Annotated in this window: 21 protein-coding genes; 14 read left to right on the top strand and 7 right to left on the bottom strand. The window is 57.3% G+C overall.

What is annotated here, in order from left to right; translation table 11 throughout:
* Positions 1-75: 75 nt before the first annotated feature.
* Positions 76-2,520, bottom strand: coding sequence for an acyl-CoA dehydrogenase FadE (gene fadE / locus LGL98_RS20235; protein WP_136032002.1), 2,445 nt, complete (start codon positions 2,518-2,520; stop codon positions 76-78).
* 239 nt (positions 2,521-2,759) lie between these two features.
* Between fadE and lpcA the strand changes: the two genes are divergently transcribed.
* Positions 2,760-3,341 carry a D-sedoheptulose 7-phosphate isomerase gene (lpcA, locus tag LGL98_RS20230; protein ID WP_004145825.1) on the top strand — a complete coding sequence of 194 codons (582 nt, stop codon included), beginning with the start codon at positions 2,760-2,762 and terminating at the stop codon, positions 3,339-3,341.
* Positions 3,342-3,415: 74 nt separating this feature from the next.
* Complete coding sequence (locus LGL98_RS20225; RefSeq protein WP_136031999.1) at positions 3,416-4,183, top strand: class II glutamine amidotransferase; 768 nt, start codon at positions 3,416-3,418, stop codon at positions 4,181-4,183.
* Here the strand turns inward: LGL98_RS20225 and dpaA are convergent.
* Entirely contained in the window at positions 4,154-4,894 is a 741-nt protein-coding gene (gene dpaA, locus LGL98_RS20220; RefSeq protein ID WP_025714966.1) for a peptidoglycan meso-diaminopimelic acid protein amidase, read from the bottom strand. The genes LGL98_RS20225 and dpaA overlap by 30 nt on opposite strands.
* Before the next feature lie 411 nt (positions 4,895-5,305).
* On the opposite strand from dpaA, the gene LGL98_RS20215 reads away from it, so the two are divergent.
* The 7 genes from LGL98_RS20215 to nqrM are packed head-to-tail and all read left to right on the top strand — an operon-like array spanning position 5,306 to position 11,366.
* Positions 5,306-6,649 carry a Na(+)-translocating NADH-quinone reductase subunit A gene (locus tag LGL98_RS20215; protein WP_136031995.1) on the top strand — a complete coding sequence of 448 codons (1,344 nt, stop codon included), beginning with the start codon at positions 5,306-5,308 and terminating at the stop codon, positions 6,647-6,649.
* Between the two features lie 3 nt (positions 6,650-6,652).
* A complete protein-coding gene (locus LGL98_RS20210; RefSeq protein ID WP_136031993.1) occupies positions 6,653-7,891 on the top strand; it encodes an NADH:ubiquinone reductase (Na(+)-transporting) subunit B in 1,239 nt (412 codons plus the stop codon).
* Positions 7,884-8,678: a Na(+)-translocating NADH-quinone reductase subunit C gene (locus tag LGL98_RS20205; RefSeq protein WP_136031992.1), complete on the top strand. Its 795-nt coding sequence runs from the start codon at positions 7,884-7,886 to the stop codon at positions 8,676-8,678. Before LGL98_RS20210 ends, LGL98_RS20205 begins: the two co-directional genes overlap by 8 nt.
* Positions 8,671-9,309, top strand: coding sequence for an NADH:ubiquinone reductase (Na(+)-transporting) subunit D (locus LGL98_RS20200; protein WP_002889716.1), 639 nt, complete (start codon positions 8,671-8,673; stop codon positions 9,307-9,309). The genes LGL98_RS20205 and LGL98_RS20200 overlap by 8 nt, the downstream gene beginning before the upstream one ends.
* 6 nt (positions 9,310-9,315) lie before the next feature.
* Positions 9,316-9,912, top strand: coding sequence for an NADH:ubiquinone reductase (Na(+)-transporting) subunit E (gene nqrE / locus LGL98_RS20195; protein WP_004177335.1), 597 nt, complete (start codon positions 9,316-9,318; stop codon positions 9,910-9,912).
* Between the two features lie 12 nt (positions 9,913-9,924).
* Entirely contained in the window at positions 9,925-11,148 is a 1,224-nt protein-coding gene (gene nqrF, locus LGL98_RS20190) for an NADH:ubiquinone reductase (Na(+)-transporting) subunit F (RefSeq protein ID WP_136031990.1), read from the top strand.
* Between the two features lie 2 nt (positions 11,149-11,150).
* The gene (gene nqrM, locus LGL98_RS20185) at positions 11,151-11,366 is read left to right on the top strand and encodes a (Na+)-NQR maturation NqrM (protein ID WP_136031988.1); all 216 of its coding nucleotides are present in this window, start codon (positions 11,151-11,153) and stop codon (positions 11,364-11,366) included.
* Positions 11,367-11,512: 146 nt separating this feature from the next.
* Here nqrM and LGL98_RS20180 read toward each other — a convergent pair whose 3' ends face one another.
* Positions 11,513-12,373 carry a glycerophosphodiester phosphodiesterase family protein gene (locus tag LGL98_RS20180; protein ID WP_136031986.1) on the bottom strand — a complete coding sequence of 287 codons (861 nt, stop codon included), beginning with the start codon at positions 12,371-12,373 and terminating at the stop codon, positions 11,513-11,515.
* A 159-nt stretch (positions 12,374-12,532) separates the two neighbouring features.
* Here LGL98_RS20180 and dinB point away from each other — a divergent pair, with 159 nt between their 5' ends.
* Entirely contained in the window at positions 12,533-13,588 is a 1,056-nt protein-coding gene (gene dinB, locus LGL98_RS20175) for a DNA polymerase IV (RefSeq protein ID WP_136031984.1), read from the top strand.
* A gap of 2 nt (positions 13,589-13,590) precedes the next feature.
* Entirely contained in the window at positions 13,591-14,043 is a 453-nt protein-coding gene (locus LGL98_RS20170; protein WP_136031983.1) for a GNAT family N-acetyltransferase, read from the top strand.
* A gap of 42 nt (positions 14,044-14,085) precedes the next feature.
* Here the strand turns inward: LGL98_RS20170 and pepD are convergent, their stop codons facing one another.
* Positions 14,086-15,543, bottom strand: coding sequence for a cytosol nonspecific dipeptidase (gene pepD, locus LGL98_RS20165; RefSeq protein WP_025714958.1), 1,458 nt, complete (start codon positions 15,541-15,543; stop codon positions 14,086-14,088).
* A gap of 257 nt (positions 15,544-15,800) precedes the next feature.
* Here pepD and gpt point away from each other — a divergent pair, with 257 nt between their 5' ends.
* The 3 genes from gpt to crl all read left to right on the top strand — a co-directional run bounded on the left by gpt (position 15,801) and on the right by crl (position 18,065).
* A complete protein-coding gene (gene gpt, locus LGL98_RS20160; RefSeq protein ID WP_002889733.1) occupies positions 15,801-16,259 on the top strand; it encodes a xanthine phosphoribosyltransferase in 459 nt (152 codons plus the stop codon).
* A 105-nt stretch (positions 16,260-16,364) separates the two neighbouring features.
* A complete protein-coding gene (frsA, locus tag LGL98_RS20155) occupies positions 16,365-17,609 on the top strand; it encodes an esterase FrsA (protein ID WP_002889742.1) in 1,245 nt (414 codons plus the stop codon).
* A gap of 57 nt (positions 17,610-17,666) precedes the next feature.
* Positions 17,667-18,065 carry a sigma factor-binding protein Crl gene (gene crl / locus LGL98_RS20150; protein ID WP_136031981.1) on the top strand — a complete coding sequence of 133 codons (399 nt, stop codon included), beginning with the start codon at positions 17,667-17,669 and terminating at the stop codon, positions 18,063-18,065.
* 82 nt (positions 18,066-18,147) lie between these two features.
* On the opposite strand, the gene LGL98_RS20145 is transcribed toward crl, so the two are convergent.
* The 3 genes from LGL98_RS20145 to LGL98_RS20135 form a co-directional block, all read right to left on the bottom strand.
* Entirely contained in the window at positions 18,148-18,618 is a 471-nt protein-coding gene (locus LGL98_RS20145) for a serine acetyltransferase (protein WP_136031979.1), read from the bottom strand.
* A 67-nt stretch (positions 18,619-18,685) separates the two neighbouring features.
* Positions 18,686-20,101 carry a DUF4832 domain-containing protein gene (locus LGL98_RS20140; protein ID WP_136031977.1) on the bottom strand — a complete coding sequence of 472 codons (1,416 nt, stop codon included), beginning with the start codon at positions 20,099-20,101 and terminating at the stop codon, positions 18,686-18,688.
* 7 nt (positions 20,102-20,108) lie between these two features.
* Complete coding sequence (locus tag LGL98_RS20135) at positions 20,109-20,522, bottom strand: hypothetical protein (RefSeq protein WP_015704480.1); 414 nt, start codon at positions 20,520-20,522, stop codon at positions 20,109-20,111.
* Position 20,523: the final 1 nt, after the last annotated feature.

Below are 20,523 nucleotides of genomic sequence, written 5' to 3'. Positions count from 1 at the left end.
AGCCTCGACGAAGGAGATAACGAAAAAAAGGCGGGGAAAATTCCCCGCCCGGCGTGTGATGTGGTCGTTGTTTTATTATGCGGCTTCAACGTTGCGTACTTTTTCCGGCAGCTTTACCGGCTGCGTTGCCAGCTCCTCTGGCGCAAAGTCGTCGACGTTAATGCTGCGCAGGCGACTGTGCTCTGCACGGGTCAGAATAGCGGCTTCTTCCTGATTAATTAATCCTTTGGCCAGCGCGTTATGTGCCAGCTCATCCAGACGGGTGAACGGCAGATTTTTACCCAACTCTTTGCAGATCCGCTGGTGGATAGGATCGGCCGCCATCACTTCCAGCAGCGCCTCTTCCAGCAGACCAACCGGGTTATGCTCGCTCGGCGTCAGGTACTGACCGCGTCCGATGCGGGAGCGGGTGGCGCTGGGCACCTGCAGAATTTTAGCGACTTTATGGTCCAGTTTATCCGACGGCGCATGATGATGACGGCCGGTTGGGAAAATGACCAGGCGCATTACGCCTGCCACCAGACGGTTCGGGAAGTTTTTCAGCAGATCGTCGATGGCCTGTTCAGCCTGGTGCAGCGCATCCTGCACACCCCAGTGAACCAGCGGCAGATCGGCTTCATTGCGTCCTTCATCGTCATAGCGTTTCAGCACCGCCGAGGCCAGGTACAGCTGGCTTAACACATCGCCCAGACGCGCGGAGATACGTTCGCGACGCTTGAGGCTGCCGCCCAGTACCGCCATCGACACGTCTGACAGCAGCGCGAGGTTGGCGCTCAGACGGTTCATTTGCTGATAGTAGCGACGGGTAGCGTCACGGGTCGGCGCGCTGCTGGTGCGTCCGCCGGTCAGGCCCAGCCAGAAACTCCGTACTTTGTTACTGCCGACATGGCCGATGTGTTTGAACAGCAGCTTGTCATAGGCGTTCAGATCATTATTCTGCGCGGCGGCCATCTCCTCCAGCACGTATGGATGACAGCGAATGGCTCCCTGACCGAAGATCATCATGCTGCGGGTCAGAATGTTCGCGCCTTCAACGGTGATGGCAATAGGCGCGCCCTGATAGGCCCGGGCGAGGAAGTTACCTTCGCCCAGCATAATGCCTTTCCCGCCGGTAATATCCATCGCGTCGATAATGGATCGCTGGCCGCGGTGAGTGCAGTGATATTTCACAATCGCGGACAGTACCGCCGGTTTCTCGCCGAGCATAATGCCGTAGGTGATCAGCGACGCCGCGGCGTCCATCACATAGGCGTTACCGGCGATGCGCGCCAGCGCCTCTTCAATCCCTTCCATTTTGCCGATGGAGATTTTGAACTGGCGGCGAATATGGGCGTAAGCGCCGGTCGCCATGGCGACGGATTTCAGACCACCGGTGGCGTTGGACGGCAGAGTAATGCCGCGACCCACGGACAGGCACTCAACCAGCATACGCCAGCCCTGGCCAGCCATGCTCGGGCCGCCGATGATGTAATCGATCGGCACGAAGATATCTTTACCGCGAGTGGGGCCGTTCTGGAACGGGACGTTCAGCGGGAAGTGGCGACGGCCAATTTCCACACCCGGCGTTGAGGTGGGGATCAGCGCGCAGGTGATGCCCAGCTCTTCTTCACCGCCCAGCAAACGGTCCGGGTCAGAGAGTTTGAAGGCCAGCCCCAGCACGGTGGCGATTGGCGCCAGGGTGATATAGCGTTTGTTCCAGGTCAGGCGCATCCCCAGCACCTGTTGACCCTGCCAGTCGCCCATGCACACCACGCCGGTATCCGGGATAGCGCCGGCGTCAGAGCCCGCTTCCGGACTGGTGAGGGCGAAGCAGGGGATTTCCAGACCGCGAGCCAGACGCGGCAGATAATGATTCTTTTGCTCTTCTGTACCGTAATGCTGCAGCAATTCGCCCGGGCCCAGCGAGTTCGGGACGCCGACGGTGATCGCCAGGATGCCGGAGACGCCAGAAAGTTTCTGCAGTACCCGTGCCTGAGCGTAAGCCGAGAACTCAAGCCCGCCATACTCTTTCTTAATGATCATCGCGAAGAAGCGGTGCTCTTTCAGATAGGCCCACAGCTCTGGCGGCAGGTCGGCCATTTCGTGGGTGATGGCGAAGTCGTTTGCCATCCGGCAGGCTTCTTCCACCGGGCCGTCGAGGAAAGCTTGCTCTTCGGCGGTCAGGCGCGGCTGCGGATAGTTATGCAGCTTGTGCCAGTCAGGGTTGCCGCGGAACAGATCGCCTTCCCACCAGGTGGTGCCGGCGTCGATGGCTTCTTTTTCCGTACGCGACATCGGCGGCATCACCTTACGGAAAGCGCGAAATGCCGGTGCGGAAATCATGGATTTACGCATTGGGGCAAAGTTGAACGGCAACAGAATAATTGCCAGCGGCAGCAGCAGCCAGATATTCCACAGCCCGGCCGCGCCGAGCGCCGCGGTCCAGGCGAGCAAAATCACACTGCTGAGCAGCAGGCTGACCCGGTGATAGAAGAGCGCACCGAGTAAAACGAGGGTTGCAACAATACTCAAAATCATCATAGAGAAATGCTCCCTGAGCTTGTAGGAGGTCTGACCACTTGTGATGTATTGGTTGTAGTGCATGCGTTTTTATTTAGCAATGTGTTTACAAAATAATTACAACCTTGCTCACATTGTTGTATGCAAAAGCGGCACATAAAATCAAAAGGGCGGGGGATAACGCTGCCTTCTGCTTCTCGCTTCGGCGGCTATCCGGTACACTGCCAGGGTTATTCCACTCATACTGAAGGATTATCCTCATGTACCAGGATCTTATTCGTAACGAACTGAACGAAGCCGCGGAAACGCTGGCTAACTTTCTGCAGGACGAAGCCAATATCCATGCTATCCAGCGTGCCGCTGTCCTGCTGGCGGATAGCTTTAAGGCGGGTGGGAAAGTGCTATCCTGCGGTAACGGCGGTTCCCATTGCGATGCGATGCACTTTGCGGAAGAGCTGACCGGACGTTATCGCGAAAACCGCCCGGGTTACCCGGCCATCGCGATCTCCGACGTCAGCCACCTCTCCTGCGTGAGCAATGATTTTGGTTATGAGTATGTGTTCTCTCGCTACGTTGAATCCGTCGGCCGTGCGGGCGATGTGCTGCTCGGTATCTCCACGTCTGGCAACTCCGGCAACGTGATCAAGGCGATTGAAGCCGCTCGCGCGCAGGGGATGAAAGTGATCACCCTGACCGGTAAAGACGGCGGCAAAATGGCGGGGTCCGCCGATGTTGAAATTCGCGTGCCGCACTTTGGCTACGCCGACCGCATCCAGGAGATCCATATCAAAGTGATCCATATCCTGATTATGCTGATCGAAAAAGAGATGGCGAAAGGCTAACAGGCAGGCGAGTGTGTACTGTTGACGGCGGCCTCGTTCCGGCGCCGTCATGATTTGTGATGGTGAGGTGACCTATGTGCGAACTGCTCGGGATGAGCGCCAATGTGCCAACAGATATCTGTTTTAGCTTTACCGGGCTGGTGCAGCGCGGCGGCGGGACGGGGCCGCATAAAGACGGCTGGGGCATCACCTTCTATGAAGGTAAAGGCTGTCGCACATTCAAAGATCCGCAGCCGAGCTTTCAGTCGCCGATCGCGAAACTGGTCCAGGATTACCCGATTAAGTCCTGTTCCGTTGTCGCCCATATCCGTCAGGCCAATCGCGGGATGGTGGCCCTGGAGAACACCCATCCGTTCACCCGTGAACTGTGGGGGCGTAACTGGACCTATGCGCATAACGGGCAGCTCAAAGGCTATAAGTCGCTGAAAACCGGAAATTTCCACCCGGTAGGTGAAACCGACAGTGAAAAGGCCTTCTGCTGGCTGCTGCACCGCTTAACCGAGCGCTACCCGCGCACGCCGGGCAATATGCTGGGCGTTTTCAAGTATATTGCTATCCTGGCGGGTGAGCTGCGTGAGAAAGGGGTGTTCAACATGCTGCTGTCGGACGGGCGCTACGTGATGGCGTTCTGCTCGACCAATCTGCACTGGATCACCCGGCGGGCGCCGTTCGGCGTGGCAAAATTGCTGGACCAGGATGTGGAGATCGACTTTCAACGCGAGACCACACCCAACGATGTGGTCACGGTTATCGCCACGCAGCCGCTGACGGCCAATGAAACCTGGCACAAGATCATGCCAGGCGAGTGGGCGTTATTTTGTCTCGGGGAGCGTATAGTTTGAGGCCAGCTGCGGCTGGACAACCTCGTGACTGAGCGGCTTGCTCACCACATAGCGGCCGTCGGTCACTGACACAATCGGCGGTTTGTGGGTCTGCTGGAAATAGTCATAGCCAGGCTTCAGCTGTTTCCAGAAATCCGCATAATAGGAGTATTTGTGGCGTTCCATATTGGCGTTAGTCATGCGGAACGGATAGATACTCACCTGCACGCTTGGCTGGCCGAAGACTAAGGCGCCGGTCACGAACTGGAAGATCTCATCGATCCCGCTGTCGGTCATGGCGTAGCAGCCGATAGAGACGCAATCGCCGTGGATCATCAGGTATTTCCCTTCATAACCATGGGCGCGATCGTAGGCGTTCGGGAAGCCGATGTTAATCGCTTTATAGAAACGGCTGTCGGGTTTGAGCTGGCTGCGGGTGACGTTATAGAACCCTTCCGGACTCTTGAAATCGCCCTGGCGCTGTTTAGGACCGAGGCCACCGGAGTAGTTGCAGATCCGATAGCTGTCGAGGAGCTGGTAGGTTTCACCCATTTTGACGTAAAGGTCGAGCATGCGCTCTTCTTTAAAGATCTCAATGTAAACCGGTGAACCCATTAATTGCTGCTTGTATTCTTTGCTAACCGGCGTCGTCGGGCTGTTGCTGCTGAGCAGCCCGGCAAATGACACGCACGGCAGCAGAAGCATCGCAATAAATAATGCGATTTTGCGCATACTGCTTGTTCCTTGATAAAACAAAATAGCCACATTGCCAGGACGGCAAGAGAGACCCGAAATCAGAGTTTTCTGGATTTAGAGCGCTCACATTAGCATCACGGCATTTTTTCGCAAGAGCGACGTGGCGGCGTTTACAATTTAGCCTCACTTTATAACCTGCCTGCGACAAAAACACAGTGAGAACTTTGCGCAATAGCTCGCATTTTAGAAGCACTTATTGCCCCTCGCGCTACAGCCGTCGCTCACGAAATGTTACACTTGCGCCGGTTCATCACCAGAGCAAGAAAGGATGCTTCTCTTCCGTTCTGAGCGCCACTGGCGCTGTTTCGCCCTTTCTTCTCTGCCATTCTGTCAATAAGCTGGCCCCGGCCTGTGTCGGGGTTGAGGTTACGGATACCTGCTAACGATATGATTAAAATCACGAAAGGGCTGGATTTGCCCATAGCTGGCATGCCATTACAGCAGATTTCTCCCGCGCCAGCGGTGAAGCGCGTCGCGCTACTCGGTGAAGAGTACGTCGGGATGCGTCCCGCCATGGCGGTCAAAGAAGGCGATCGGGTCAAAAAAGGTCAGATCCTGTTCGAAGATAAAAAGATCCCCGGCGTCTGCTTTACCGCCCCGGCGAGCGGGGTCGTCAGCGCGATCCATCGCGGTGAACGGCGCGTGTTGCAGTCGGTGGTGATTGATATCGAGGGCAATGACGCGGTGGCGTTTACCCGTTACGCCGCGGACGCGCTGGCCGACCTGCCGCGAGACACCGTACAGCAGCAGCTGCTAGTGTCGGGTCTGTGGACGGCGCTACGCACCCGGCCGTTCAGCAAAACGCCGCTCCCCGGCAGTGTGCCGGCCGCTATCTTTGTTAACGCCATGGATACCAATCCGCTGGCGGCGGAGCCGCAGCCGATTATTCTGGCCGAACGCGCCGCCTTTGACGCCGGACTTACCGTGCTGACGCGTCTGACCGACGGGAAAGTGCACGTCTGCCAGCCCAGCGGCGGCAAGCTGGGCGGTCATCCTCTCGGCCAGGTCTGTTTTAATCAGTTCTCCGGGCCGCACCCGGCGGGGCTGCCGGGAACGCACATTCATTTCCTCGAGCCGGTTAGTCTGAATAAGCAGGTCTGGCACCTCAATTATCAGGATGCGATCGCTATTGGTAAGCTTTTCCTTGAAGGTGAGCTGAACTGCGAACGGATAATTGCGCTCGGCGGCCCGCAGGTAAAGTCGCCGCGGCTGGTCAAAACGACGTTGGGCGCCAGCCTGGACGATCTGCTGGCAGGCGAACTGGAAGCGGGCGAAAACCGCGTCATTTCCGGCTCGGTGCTCAGCGGCACCCGCGCCCATGGCCCGCACGCTTTCCTCGGGCGCTTCCATCTGCAGGTGAGCGTGGTTCGGGAAGGTCGGGAAAAAGAGCTGTTTGGCTGGGTGATGCCGGGCAAAGAGAAGTTCTCGATTACCCGCACCACCCTTGGTCATTTCTTCAAGCGCAAGCGCTTTCATTTTTCCACAGATACTAACGGCGGCCAGCGGGCGATGGTGCCGATCGGCAACTACGAGCGGGTGATGCCGCTGGATATTCTGCCGACCATATTGCTGCGCGATTTGCTGGCCGGGGACACCGACAGCGCCCAGGCGCTGGGTTGTCTGGAGCTGGATGAGGAAGATCTGGCGCTCTGCACCTACGTTTGTCCGGGCAAATATGAATACGGTCCGGCGCTGCGCAGTGTGTTAACCCAGATTGAGCAGGAAGGATAAGAGATGGGCTTAAAGCACCTGATTGAGAAACTTGAGCCGCATTTCACGCATGGCGGCAAGCTGGAAAAATATTACCCGCTGTATGAAGCGGCGGCGACCATCTTCTACACGCCGGGGCAGGTGACCCGCGGCGCGGCGCACGTGCGCGACGCCATCGACCTCAAGCGGATGATGATCCTCGTGTGGTTTGCCGTATTCCCGGCGATGTTCTGGGGCATGTATAACGTTGGGCTGCAGACCATTCCGGCGCTGCACAAACTGTACGGCGCGGAACAGCTGCAGCAGGCGATCGCCAACAACTGGCACTACAGCGTCGCCCAGTGGTTAGGCGTCAGCTTCAGCGCTGACGCCGGCTGGCTCAGCATGATGACCCTGGGCGCGGTCTTCTTTCTGCCGATCTATATCACCGTTTTTATCGTCGGCGGCTTTTGGGAAGTGCTGTTCGCGATTGTGCGCAAACATGAGATTAACGAAGGCTTTTTCGTTACCTCGATTCTCTTCGCGTTGATTGTCCCGCCCACGCTGCCGCTATGGCAGGCGGCGCTGGGGATCTCTTTCGGGGTGGTGATCGCCAAAGAGCTTTTCGGCGGTACCGGACGCAACTTCCTCAACCCGGCGCTGGCGGGGCGCGCGTTCCTGTTCTTTGCCTATCCGGCGCAGATTTCCGGCGACCTGGTATGGACGGCGGCAGACGGTTTCTCCGGCGCCACGCCGCTTTCCCAGTGGGCCAGCGGCGGTGGCGAAGCGCTGGTGAACGTGGCGACTGGCGTGCCGGTGAGCTGGATGGATGCCTTCCTCGGCAACATTCCCGGCTCAATTGGCGAAGTCTCGACGCTGATGATCTTGATTGGCGGGGCGATCATCCTCTTTGGCCGCGTCGCGTCCTGGCGCATCGTCGCCGGGGTGATGATCGGCATGATCGCCACCGCCACGCTGTTTAACGTTATCGGCTCCGACACCAACCCGATGTTCGCTATGCCATGGTACTGGCATCTGGTGCTCGGCGGCTTTGCCTTCGGGATGATGTTTATGGCGACGGACCCGGTATCCGCCTCGTTTACCGATAAAGGGAAATGGAGTTACGGCGTGCTGATCGGCGTGATGTGCGTGCTGATTCGCGTGGTGAACCCGGCTTATCCGGAAGGGATGATGCTGGCGATCCTCTTCGCCAACCTCTTCGCACCGCTGTTCGATTACCTGGTGGTGCAGGCCAATATTAAGCGGAGGAAGTCGCGTGGCTGAGAAGAAAAGTAACGATAGCATCGGCAAAACGCTGCTGGTGGTGCTGGTGCTTTGTCTGGTCTGCTCCATCGTGGTGGCGGGCTCGGCCGTGGGGCTGAAATCCCGCCAGCAGGCGCAGCGGGCGCTGGATAAGCAGCGCAATATTCTGGCCGTTGCCGGCCTGATGCAGCCCGGCATGGATGCCGATGCGGTAGCCGATACCTTCGCGGCGCGCATAACCCCGCGGCTGGTGAATCTGGCGACCGGCGAACTGCTGGAGAAAGACCCGGGGAAATTTAATCAGGCTCAGGCGCTGAAGGATCCGCAGCAGAGTATGGCCCTGGATGCCAGTCAGGATCCGGCTGGTATAAAGCGACGCAGTAATCTGGCGGAAATTTACCTGGTGCGCGACGCGCAGCAGAAGATTGAGCAGGTGGTGCTGCCCATTTATGGCAACGGCCTGTGGTCGATGATGTATGCCTTCGTGGCGCTGGACGTCGATGGCCGCACGGTGAAAGGCATTACTTACTACGATCAGGGCGAAACGCCGGGGCTGGGCGGCGAGGTGGAAAACCCGAACTGGCGTCAGCAGTTTGTCGGTAAGCAGGTGCTGGATGACAACGGTATGCCGTCGCTGAAGGTGGTAAAAGGCGGCGCGCGCGCAGGCGATCTCCACGCGGTTGACGGTTTATCCGGCGCCACGCTGACGTCAAACGGCGTGCAGCATAGCTTTGATTTCTGGATGGGCGAACTGGGCTTTGGTCCGTTCCTGAAAAAGGTGCGTGAGGGAGAGCTGAATAATGGCTGAACAGAGCGATATGAAAGAGGTGAAGCGCGTGCTGGTGGGGCCGCTTATCGCCAATAACCCCATCGCCCTGCAGGTGCTGGGCGTCTGCTCCGCGCTGGCGGTAACCACGAAACTGGAAACCGCCTTCGTGATGACTATCGCGGTGACGCTGGTGACGGCATTCTCCAGCATGTTTATCTCGATGATTCGCCACCATATTCCCAATAGCGTGCGCATCATCGTGCAGATGGCAATCATCGCCTCGCTGGTTATCGTGGTGGATCAGCTGCTGCGGGCTTTCGCCTATGAGACCTCCAAGCAGCTGTCGGTATTCGTCGGGCTTATCATTACCAACTGCATCGTGATGGGCCGCGCCGAGGCCTACGCCATGAAGTCACCGCCGCTGGCGAGCTTTATGGATGGTATTGGCAACGGTCTCGGCTATGGCGCGATCCTGATTATCGTCGGCTTCCTGCGCGAGCTTATCGGCAGCGGCAAGCTGTTCGGTATCACGGTGCTGGAGACAGTGCAGAACGGCGGCTGGTATCAGCCGAACGGCCTGTTCCTGCTGGCGCCGAGCGCGTTCTTCATTATCGGTTTGCTGATCTGGGCCCTGCGTAGCTGGAAGCCTGAACAGCAGGAAAAGGAGTAATCGGTGATGGCTCATTACATCAGCCTGTTTGTCCGCGCGGTGTTCGTCGAGAACATGGCGCTGGCCTTCTTCCTCGGGATGTGCACTTTTCTCGCTGTGTCGAAAAAGGTCTCCACCGCGTTCGGTCTCGGCGTTGCGGTGACCGTGGTGCTCGGCTTGGCCGTACCGATTAATAACCTGGTCTATAACCTGGTGCTGCGCGACGGCGCATTGGTGGAAGGCGTCGATCTTAGCTTCCTGAACTTCATCACCTTTATCGGGGTGATCGCTGCGCTGGTGCAGATCCTCGAGATGATCCTCGATAAATACTTCCCGGCGCTGTACAACGCGCTGGGGATCTTCCTGCCGCTGATTGCGGTCAACTGTGCAATTTTCGGCGGCGTGTCGTTCATGGTGCAGCGCGATTACAACTTCCCCGAATCCATCGTCTACGGCTTCGGCTCCGGCATTGGCTGGATGCTGGCGATCGTGGCGATGGCGGGGATCCGCGAAAAAATGAAGTACGCCAACGTGCCCGCCGGTTTGCGCGGGTTAGGGATCACCTTTATCACCACCGGACTGATGGCGCTGGGCTTTATGTCCTTCTCCGGCGTGCAGCTATAAGGGCGAATAAGTATGGAAATTATTCTTGGCGTCGTGATGTTCACGCTGATTGTGCTGGTGCTGTCGGGGCTTATCCTCGCAGCGCGCTCAAAGCTGGTGAACGCGGGCGACGTGGTTATTGAGATCAATAACGAAGCGGATAAACAGATCCGCACCCCGGCGGGTGACAAACTGCTGAACACGCTCTCCAGCAACGGAATCTTCGTCTCTTCCGCCTGCGGCGGCGGCGGCTCCTGCGGCCAGTGTCGGGTGACTGTTAAAGAGGGCGGCGGCGATATCCTGCCGACCGAGCTATCGCATATAACCAAGCGGGATGCCAAAGCCGGTTGCCGTCTGGCCTGTCAGGTCGCGGTGAAGCAGAACATGAAGATTGAGCTGCCGGAAGAGATTTTCGGCGTCAAAAAATGGGAGTGCGACGTTATCTCTAACGATAACAAAGCCACTTTCATTAAAGAGCTCAAGCTGCGGATCCCGGAGGGGGAGGTGGTGCCGTTCCGCGCCGGGGGCTTTATTCAGATTGAATGCCCGCCGCATAAAGTGGCCTATGCTGACTTCGATATTCCCGATGAATACCGTTCGGACTGGGATAAGTTCAACCTGTTCCGCTACGTCTCTGAGGTGAAAGAGCCGACCCTGCGCGCCTACTCGATGGCTAACTATCCGGAAGAGAAGGGCATCATTATGCTCAACGTGCGTATCGCCACGCCGCCGCCGAAGGTACCGGATGCGCCGCCAGGGATCATGTCGTCCTATATCTGGTCGCTGAAGCCTGGCGATAAGGTGACGATTTCCGGGCCGTTTGGCGAGTTCTTTGCTAAAGAGACCGACGCCGAGATGGTGTTTATCGGCGGCGGCGCCGGCATGGCGCCGATGCGCTCGCATATCTTTGATCAGCTCAAGCGGCTGCACAGCACGCGCAAAATAAGCTTCTGGTACGGCGCCCGTTCGCTGCGCGAGATGTTCTACGATGAAGAGTTCGAGCAGCTGGCGCGTGACAATCCAAACTTCACCTTCCACGTCGCGCTCTCCGATCCGCTGCCGGAAGATAACTGGACCGGGCATACCGGCTTTATCCATAATGTTCTATATGAAAACTATCTGCGCGATCATCCGGCGCCGGAGGACTGCGAATTCTATATGTGCGGGCCGCCGGTGATGAACGCCGCGGTGATTAAAATGCTCAAAGACCTGGGCGTCGAAGATGAGAACATCATGCTCGACGACTTTGGAGGCTGACGATGCTGACAGTATTTATCGCGACCTTTGTGATTTTTGCGCTGGTGATCCTCGGTATGTCCCTGGGTTACCTGGTGAAGCGTAAAAGCATCCAGGGCAGCTGCGGCGGGATCGCCTCGCTGGGGCTGGAGAAAGTCTGCGACTGTCCGGAACCGTGCGACGCGCGTAAGAAACGTCTCGCCCGCGAGGCGCAGCGCCAGCAGCAGCGTATTTTGTAATCTTTGGCCATTTAGGCCCGGTGGCGCTGCGCTTGCCGGGTCTGCTGCTTCGGTTTTGTAGGCCGGGTAAGGCGCCAGCCGCCACCCGGCAACAACATGCCAGCAATGTGAGGCCGCTTTCGCGGCCTTTTTAGCCGTTGACTCCCTTACTGCCAGCTTTTCGCCTGCTCCGGAGAATCCACCATCACCCCGTCGGCGCCCAGTTCCTTCGCCGTGCGGTAATCTTCCACACTGTTGATGCCGAAGAAGATAATGTGCGCTTTACCCTGCGAGCGGAAGCAATCCATCGCCTCTTTATCCCAGGTGAGCGTCGCCGGGGAGATCCCTTCGCCAAGGGTGAATTTCTCCACCACCTCGACTTTACGCTTCAGCTCCAGTCCATACCACTGCTCACCATCGCGTTGACGCCCTGGCTGGCACTGATGGCTGAGCGAAATATTGGCAAGCCTGGTGCGGGTTTCACTGCGAGTGACAAAGCGAGGGATGGCTGGCGGCAGGGCGGCGATATAGCGGTCTTCGGTGGAATAGATCCGCACGCGATCGAGGCTGTTGGTGGCTTTTAACACTTCAAGCAGACGCTGGCCCATCACGGTCGGGTCGGCATCCGGAGATTTGATATCGATATAGAAAAAAGTGTGCGGCCAGTGCTGTAAAACGCTTTGCAAGGTCGGAATAGTGGCCTGCTTACCGCGCCATGGGTGGCTTTCATCACCCCATTTCCAGCCAGCGTCGACTTTCGCCAGCTCGGCGGCAGTTAAGCTGGAGACCTTACCCTCGGCATTGGTCAGGGCGGAGAGATCGCTTGACCGGTAGAGCACCGGTACGCCGTCGCGGCTTAACTGCACTGTCACCCAGATGGCTTCGGCCTCATTCTCCAGCGCCAGCTTAATGGCCGGCAGGGTATTTTCCGGGGCATCGCCGGTGCCGCCGCGGTGGGCTATCAGCTGTGGAGCAGCCCAGGCGCTGGCGGTGGCCAGCAGGCAAAGCGCGGTAAGTATTTTCTTCATGATTATATATTCCTGATTTATCTTTTAACTCAATGAAAATAAACATAATTTATTGCAGTTTTATGTTTTAACCGCTTTTTTAGCCGATGAAATAAAAAAAGCATAAAATTCGCATCTGATTTTGCTATGCTGTATGGGTATACAGTGTTGAGTCTGACGATGCGTAAAATTATCCATGTCGATATGGACTGTTTCTTTGCGGCGGTTGAGATGCGCGACAACCCAGCGTTGCGCGATATTCCCCTCGCGATAGGCGGCAGTCGGGTACAGCGTGGCGTGATTAGTACCGCGAACTATCCTGCGCGTAAGTTTGGCGTGCGCAGCGCCATGCCGACGGCGACAGCGCTCAAGCTGTGCCCGCATCTCACGTTGCTTCCCGGCCGCTTCGATGCCTACAAAGAAGCCTCGAACCATATCCGCGAAATTTTCTCCCGCTATACTTCCCGCATTGAGCCGTTGTCGCTGGATGAAGCCTACCTTGACGTCAGCGACAGCGTGCATTGTCACGGGTCGGCCACTCTGATAGCTCAGGAGATCCGCGAAACCATCGAACGGGAGCTGCATCTCACCGCCTCGGCGGGCGTGGCGCCAGTAAAGTTTCTCGCTAAAATCGCTTCAGATATGAATAAACCCAACGGCCAGTTCGTTATCGCTCCCCATCAGGTGGCAGAGTTTGTGCGGGCGCTGCCGCTGGCGAAAATACCCGGCGTCGGTAAGGTATCGGCGGCGAAGCTGGAAAATATGGGCCTGCGAACCTGTGGCGATGTGCAGAACAGCGATCTGGCGATGCTGCTTAAGCGCTTCGGTAAATTCGGACGGATCCTGTGGGAGCGCAGCCACGGGATTGATGAGCGGGAAATCCATAACGATCGGCAACGTAAATCGGTGGGCGTGGAGCGCACCTTAGCGGAAGATATTCACCATTGGCCGGAGTGCGAAGCGATTATCGAAAACCTCTATCCCGAACTGGAGCGGCGGCTGGCGAAGGTCAAACCGGACCTGTTGATCGCCCGCCAGGGCATTAAACTGAAATTCAATGACTTCCAGCTGACCACTCAGGAGCACGTCTGGCCGCGGCTGAACAAAGAGGATTTGATCGCGACCGCGCACAAAGCCTGGGATGAGCGCCGCGGCGGACGGGGCGTGCGCCTGGTTGGGCTTCACGTGACGCTGCTCGATCCGCAGCTGGAAAGGCAGCTTTTATTAGGGATTTAACCATGGATATTCGTGCTTACCGCGACAGCGATTTGCCACTGCTCTGCCAGATCTTCCTGCGCGCGGTGCGGGAAACGGCCAGCCGGGACTATACCCCGGCGCAGATCGCGGCCTGGGCACAGGTGGATGAGACGCGCTGGCGACAAAAGCTGGCCGACTCAATCGGCTTGGTGGCCGTGGTCAACAGCCAGCCGGTTGGCTTTATCACCGCCATCGGGACGCATATCGATTTGCTGTTCGTCTCGCCGGATCGTGCCCGCCAGGGTATCGGCGGCGCGCTTATCGAGGCGCTCTGCGCTCAGTATCCAGCGCAAATCCTGACGGTGGACGCCAGCATTACCGCAAAGCCCTGTTTTACGGCTCATGGCTTTAAGGTGGTGGCTGAGCAGCGGGTGGCGGCGCGCGGGGAGTGGTTTATTAATTACCGGATGGAAAAACGCGTGGCGCTAAGGTGATGCGGGGTAAAACCGGCGGCGGGCCGCCGCCGGTTGTGGGGCTTATTTAGCCGGAATGGCTTTCAGCAGCTCGGTCAGCAGCGTCCAGTACTGGCCGACGCTCTCGATATGGACTTGCTCATCCGGGGAGTGCGGGCCGGTAATGGTTGGCCCGATGGAGACCATGTCCATCTCCGGATACGGTTTTTTGAACAGTCCGCATTCCAGACCGGCGTGGATGATCTGGATGTTCGGCGTCTTGTTGAACAGACGCTGATAGGTCTCGCGCACCAGGTGCATCACCGGCGAGTTGGCGTCCGGCTGCCAGCCAGGGTATGCGCCTTTGGCTTCGGTTTTCGCGCCCGCCAGCTTACCCAGAGAATCCAGCATGCTGACGACATAGTCTTTACCGCTGTCGATCAGCGAGCGGATCAGGCAGTGGATCTGTACGTTGTCATCGGTCATGGTGACGACGCCGACGTTCAGCGAGGTTTCCACTACGCCTTTCGCCACGTCAGAGTTGCGGATCACCCCGTTCGGCGTGGCGTTCAGCAGGCGGATGAAACCGTCGCGGGAAGCCTGAGTCAGCGCCGCTTTGTCGTTATCGACCGCTTCCAGGAGCACCACCAGGTTCTTCTCTTTGGCCTCCAGCTCGTTTTTCAGCAACGCCTGGTAAGTATTCACCAGCGCTTTCAGCGCATCGGCTTTATCCGCGGCGACGGCGACGGTCGCGTATGCTTCGCGCGGGATGGCGTTGCGCAACGTACCGCCGTTGAAATCGACCAGACGCAAATCCAGCTCATCGGCGTGGCCGGCGAGGAAGCGCGACAGCAGCTTGTTGGCGTTACCCAGACCCAGGTGAATATCACCGCCAGAGTGGCCGCCCTTCAGCCCTTTTAAGGTTACTTTAAAGCTCTGGAAGCCGGCCGGAATCGCTTCGCGGGTCAGCGCCAGGTTAGAGGTGAAATCGATCCCACCGGCGCAACCCATGTAGATTTCGCCTTCTTCTTCGGAGTCGGTATTGATCAGAATATCGGCCTGCAGCCAGTTGGCCTGCAGACCAAACGCGCCGTCCATACCGGCTTCTTCGGTCATGGTCAGCAGCACTTCCAGCGGGCCGTGAGCGACGCTGTCGTCGGCCAGTACCGCCAGTGCGGACGCCATTCCGATGCCGTTGTCCGCGCCCAGCGTGGTGCCGCGCGCTTTCACCCATTCGCCGTCAATGTATGGCTGGATCGGATCTTTAACGAAGTCGTGGACGGTGTCGTTATTTTTCTGCGGCACCATATCGAGGTGCGCTTGCAGCGCTACCGGCTTACGGTTTTCCATACCGGCAGTCGCGCCTTTACGAATCAGAATGTTGCCAACCTGGTCGCGTTCCGCGTGTAAGCCTTTTTCTTTTGCCCAACCCATGATGTGCTCGGCGAGCTGCTCTTCGTGATAGGACGGGTGCGGGATGGAGCAAATCTTGGCAAAAATATCCCAAAGCGGTTGCGGGGATAATTGAGACAGTTCAGACACGGTAAGTCTCCTTACAGACTCCTGCATACAGCGGTTGCAGGACGAGGGTTAGCGTTAAAATACACAACAAGCCCGGGCTTGCGCGATGGGGTTGAGAATACCACTTTCCACCGCCGCAGGTAGTGTAAACAACGCAAAAAGCGTTGCGCAAACCGCTTAACACTGGTTTTTAGTGCGTCAGATCTCTATAATCTCGCGCAACCATTTTCCCCCTCGAACATTATTTAAGCCGTATTACACAGGCTGGGACACTTCACATGAGCGAAAAATACGTCGTCACCTGGGACATGTTGCAGATTCACGCCCGCAAACTGGCCAGCCGTCTGCTGCCGGTTGAGCAATGGAAAGGCATTATTGCCGTCAGCCGCGGTGGACTGGTACCGGGGGCCTTACTGGCGCGTGAACTGGGCATTCGTCATGTTGATACCGTATGCATCTCCAGCTACGACCATGATAACCAGCGCGAGCTGAAAGTGCTGAAACGTGCGGAAGGCGATGGCGAAGGCTTTATCGTCATCGATGATCTGGTGGATACCGGCGGTACCGCCGTGGCGATCCGCGAAATGTATCCAAAAGCGCACTTTGTCACCATTTTCGCCAAGCCGGCAGGCCGCCCGCTGGTAGACGATTACGTGGTTGATATTCCGCAGGATACCTGGATTGAACAGCCGTGGGATATGGGCGTGGTGTTTGTACCGCCTATCGCAGGTCGTTAATTCTACAGGACAGTGCTATTTACCACGCCCGGCTTGCCGGGCGTGGTTTTTTTTATCCTTTAGCAGGTTACAATATCCGGAGTGGCACTACGACGGAGACTGCACATGTCACAGGCTAACCTCAGCGAAACGCTGTTTAAACCTCGCTTCAAACATCCCGAAACTTCTACGCTGGTGCGTCGGTTTTCTGCTGGAAAACCCCAGGCGATGCAGTCGGCGCTGAGCGGCAATCACGTCGATCACTGGTACCGTCTGATCAACCGTTTGATGTGGATCTGGCGCGGCGTAACTCCGCAGGAGATCCTCGATGTGCAAGCGCGCATTGTGATGAGCGAGGCCGAACGAACCGATCCTGAGCTGTTCGATACCGTCATCGGCTATCGCGGCGGCAACTGGATCTTCGAGTGGGCGAAAGAAGCTATGCAGTGGCAGCAAAAGGCCGGGCAGGAAGCCGATCCTTTGCTGAGCGGCCGCCACTGGCTGCATGCCTCGAACCTGTATAGCATTGCCGCTTATCCGCATATTAAAGGCGATGAGCTGGCCGAACAGGCGCAGGCTTTAGCCAACCGGGCGTATGAAGAAGCCGCCCAGCGGCTGCCTGGCTCGCTGCGCGAGCTGGAGTTCACCATCCCCGGTGGCTCGCCGATAACCGGCTTTTTGCATATGCCAAAAGGCGAGGGGCCGTTTCCGACGGTGCTGATGTGCGGCGGGCTGGACTCGCTGCAGACCGATTATTACAACCTGTATGAGAACTACTTCTCACCGCTCGGCATTGCCATGCTGACCATTGATATGCCCTCCATCGGCTTCTCGTCAAAATGGACGTTAAATCAGGACACCAGCCTGCTGCATCAGCACGCGCTGCGCCATCTGGAAAATGTGCCGTGGATTGACCATACCCGGGTCGCCGCTTTCGGCTTCCGCTTTGGCGCCAATATCGCGGTGCGTCTGGGCTATCTTGAGCCGCAGCGGCTGAAGGCTGTAGCCTGTCTGGGTCCGGTCGTTCATGGTCTGCTGGTGGATCCCCTGCATCAGGGGCGCGTGCCGGAGATGTATCTTGACGTGCTGGCCTCGCGGCTGGGCATGCATGACGCGTCCGATGAAGCTTTGCGCGTGGAGCTCAACCGCTACTCGTTAAAAACCCAGGGACTGCTGGGGCGCCGTTGCCCGACGCCGATGCTCTCCGGCTTCTGGAAGGACGATCCGTTCAGCCCCGAAGAGGAGTCGCGGTTAATCACCTCGTCATCTGCTGATGGCAAACTGCTGGAGATCCCGTTTAATCCGGTGTATCGCAATTTTGATCACGCATTGCGACAGATCGCCCGCTGGATTAATCATAGATTTGGTTAATTTATTGCTAAATTCTATTGGTTTGGTAAAACAGTTGCATCACTAAAGGAGATCGCAATGACGTTACCGAGTGGACACCCGAAAAGTAAGTTGATTAAGAAATTCACGGCGCTGGGGCCTTACATTCGTGAAGAGCAGTGCCATGACAACCGTTTCTTTTTCGATTGCCTGGCAGTTTGCGTCAATGTTAAGCCCGCACCGGAGAAGCGTGAGTTCTGGGGCTGGTGGATGGAAATGGAAGCACAAGAGTCACGTTTCACCTACAGCTACCAGTTTGGCCTGTTCAATAAAGAAGGTTCATGGCAGGCGGTTGACATTGACGACCCGGAAGTGAGCGACAGACTGGAAAAAACGCTGCGCGAGTTTCACGAGCGCGCGGCAGCGCTGCTGACCACCTTTAATCTGAAGCTGGAACCGGCCGACGATTTCAGCGAACCGGTTCGCCTGCGGGCGTAAGCCATACTCTGGTATCCGCTTCCTGTCCCGGGAAGCGGATGACTCCCGGGAATGATATACTGTTGTTACGCTTTACATGTCGTTATTCTTGCATCTCGCGATGAGTGTGCAACACCCGGAACGGCTGACTGACTACCACTTGTCCGGCGGCCAGATCTTTCGTCACCACGGTACCCGCGCCAATTTTGACATTATCACCCAACCTCACCGGGCCGATGACCATCGCGTGGGCGCCGAATTCGACGTTATTGCCAATCACCGGGCTTGCCCCTTCGTGGCCTTCGCTATCCGTCAGGCTGCCGATGGTGGTTCCCTGACGCAGAATACAGTTTTTACCGATTACGGTACCGCGATTGAGGACGATGCAATGTGGATGGTACAGCTTCAGTCCGTAGCCGATCCGCGTCTGCCACGGTAGTTCGACGCAAAACAGGCACTCGTTAATCAGTTTATTGAGAATAACGAATAGCATGCCGAGCAGCTTGTAAAACGAGTTGCGGCTACGATACAGCGTCGCGAGTCGATAGAGCAGAATCGCGGTTTTCGCCTTCATACTGCCGTTGGCTGTGATCTCGCGGAGAATCTGGCTTATGGCATTAACCTTCACTTTTCCCTAACACTCATTTTATTAAAAACGTGGTCAGTTGATACCAGCCGTCGGCGGTTTTGCCTTCGTTGGCCAGCTGGAGGCGCGGTTTGCTCTGGGCATCGGTAATGGCGGTCTGCAGCGCGTAATTGCCGGCAGGAAGCGAGGCGGGTAGCGTGAGAGTGACAGTGCTTTGCATATCCCCCGGCAGCCAGCGGCGCACATCATCCTGCGTTTTTAACTGGGTAACCGTGGCGCCTGCGGCGTTAACCACGCGCCATTGTACCGGGTAGAACAGGTAAGCCGGGGCGACGCCATCATTACGCCAGGTGACACTAACCGCTAACGGCTTACCAGCCTTAACCGGCGTCTCGAAGGCGAGTTTGTTGACCCGGAACCGGTAGCCGATTCGCAGTAAGGCTTTGTCGACAATATCGCGGTATTCCGTCGGAATCGGTCGCGATTTCAGGTTCAGGCTGCTGGCGTGTTGCTGCAGCGCCCAGTCGAAGGTGGCCTGCACCTCTTCACGCGTGTAGTGCTGCACGCTCTGCCATTCGCTCATATAGCCGCAGATCTCAAGGCTGACGGGCGCCCGTTTCCAGCTATCGACAAAACCAGGCGCCGCGGCCTGGGCGGCGGCCAGCCGCTGCGGATAATCATCGCGCATATGGCTCCACTCGCTGGAGAAATTATGCCAGTCCCCCCAGCAGTCCGCCCGCCAGCCCGCGCCGCGGCGGCTGGCCCAGGCCAGCGAATCGCCGCCGCTAATCAGCATGACTTTCGGCGTTTTCGGGAAGCTATCGAAATGCATATCAACATAGCGATTGAGCTGCTCCGGCGTGTATTTCTCCATTAACGGCGGAATGTCGCTAAAGTTGGAGTTATGCCATTCGCCCCAGGATCCGACCATACCGATATCGATGAAGGCTAGTTCCGGATTGCCGTCATAGCGCTGACCGAGGGCGTTCAGCAGTTTCTGCGCATAGGCGATAAAGGTTGGATCGCTGAGATCCGGCACGAAGGTTTTGCCATCGGCGACCCACTGGCCCTTGATCCCTTTGGCGATCAACCAGTCGGGAATTTTCGATCCCGTTTGCGGCTCGTCAAGCGCCATTACCCGTAGGCCGACGTTCATGGCTGGCTGATGGCTGGCGGCGACGCTAAAGGCGTTATCGATCGGCGCGAAATTATAAACCCCTTCCTGGGGTTCCAGCTCGCTCCAGTAGAAGCGATCGTATTCAAAACCGGTATTGGGATACTCTGCACGGGTTGGTTTTTCACCATAGCCATCATGGAAGCTGGCGACGCCGATGCCCGGATTAGTGAGCAGGCCATCGAAAGGAAGCGGGGTGATGACCGTGGTTTGCGCGCCAACGGATGCTGACGCCAACGCGCCTGTCAGCAGCAGGGCGCGAAACAGGCTAGCTTTGGGCAGAGACAATATCGCCATACTCAATTCACTTTGTCATGTGGTCATGAAGATTAACAAACCACGTCCAGATACCGACGTGGAAATTTTTAAATACATCAATCCCTAATGCTGATTTCAGCATATAGAGCGCCAGCAGGATCGACAGCAGGGCGAACACTACGCCAAGTGTAATCAGCAGGGTCGCGAAGATGCGCCCAAACAGGGTGCTCTCGCGCGAAACCTTGCGCAGATCCCGGCCAAAAAGAAAAACCACGAAATAGCGGCGATGCAGGAACGGAAAGCTGTGGCGAAAATCGATGCGATGGCGTGACGCCAGGTTGGCGCGCACCAGCGCCTGCTCGATTCCCCGTTTCTGCTCTGCGGTTAATGAGGTTTCCACCTCCTGGTCAAGCGCGGCATAAAAGCGCTCGACCACCAGTTCAGCTGTAGATTTCGGCACG

Source organism: Klebsiella africana, from assembly GCF_020526085.1.
Taxonomy (GTDB): domain Bacteria; phylum Pseudomonadota; class Gammaproteobacteria; order Enterobacterales; family Enterobacteriaceae; genus Klebsiella; species Klebsiella africana.
The sequence above is the reverse complement of the archived record's forward strand: the minus strand, read 5'-3'. Positions and strand labels throughout refer to the sequence as shown.

Excerpts from the sequence above, each read along its gene's own strand:
- dinB (WP_136031984.1), top strand. The coding sequence starts at position 12,533 with ATGCGTAAAATTATCCATGTCGATATGGACTGTTTCTTTGCGGCGGTT.
- LGL98_RS20145 (WP_136031979.1), bottom strand. The coding sequence starts at position 18,618 with ATGAAGGCGAAAACCGCGATTCTGCTCTATCGACTCGCGACGCTGTAT.
- lpcA (WP_004145825.1), top strand. The coding sequence starts at position 2,760 with ATGTACCAGGATCTTATTCGTAACGAACTGAACGAAGCCGCGGAAACG.
- LGL98_RS20200 (WP_002889716.1), top strand. The coding sequence starts at position 8,671 with ATGGCTGAACAGAGCGATATGAAAGAGGTGAAGCGCGTGCTGGTGGGG.
- LGL98_RS20225 (WP_136031999.1), top strand. The coding sequence starts at position 3,416 with ATGTGCGAACTGCTCGGGATGAGCGCCAATGTGCCAACAGATATCTGT.
- LGL98_RS20180 (WP_136031986.1), bottom strand. The coding sequence starts at position 12,373 with ATGAAGAAAATACTTACCGCGCTTTGCCTGCTGGCCACCGCCAGCGCC.
- dpaA (WP_025714966.1), bottom strand. The coding sequence starts at position 4,894 with ATGCGCAAAATCGCATTATTTATTGCGATGCTTCTGCTGCCGTGCGTG.
- LGL98_RS20210 (WP_136031993.1), top strand. The coding sequence starts at position 6,653 with ATGGGCTTAAAGCACCTGATTGAGAAACTTGAGCCGCATTTCACGCAT.
- LGL98_RS20170 (WP_136031983.1), top strand. The coding sequence starts at position 13,591 with ATGGATATTCGTGCTTACCGCGACAGCGATTTGCCACTGCTCTGCCAG.
- LGL98_RS20140 (WP_136031977.1), bottom strand. The coding sequence starts at position 20,101 with ATGGCGATATTGTCTCTGCCCAAAGCTAGCCTGTTTCGCGCCCTGCTG.
- fadE (WP_136032002.1), bottom strand. The coding sequence starts at position 2,520 with ATGATGATTTTGAGTATTGTTGCAACCCTCGTTTTACTCGGTGCGCTC.
- nqrE (WP_004177335.1), top strand. The coding sequence starts at position 9,316 with ATGGCTCATTACATCAGCCTGTTTGTCCGCGCGGTGTTCGTCGAGAAC.
- frsA (WP_002889742.1), top strand. The coding sequence starts at position 16,365 with ATGTCACAGGCTAACCTCAGCGAAACGCTGTTTAAACCTCGCTTCAAA.
- LGL98_RS20215 (WP_136031995.1), top strand. The coding sequence starts at position 5,306 with ATGATTAAAATCACGAAAGGGCTGGATTTGCCCATAGCTGGCATGCCA.
- nqrM (WP_136031988.1), top strand. The coding sequence starts at position 11,151 with ATGCTGACAGTATTTATCGCGACCTTTGTGATTTTTGCGCTGGTGATC.
- gpt (WP_002889733.1), top strand. The coding sequence starts at position 15,801 with ATGAGCGAAAAATACGTCGTCACCTGGGACATGTTGCAGATTCACGCC.
- nqrF (WP_136031990.1), top strand. The coding sequence starts at position 9,925 with ATGGAAATTATTCTTGGCGTCGTGATGTTCACGCTGATTGTGCTGGTG.
- crl (WP_136031981.1), top strand. The coding sequence starts at position 17,667 with ATGACGTTACCGAGTGGACACCCGAAAAGTAAGTTGATTAAGAAATTC.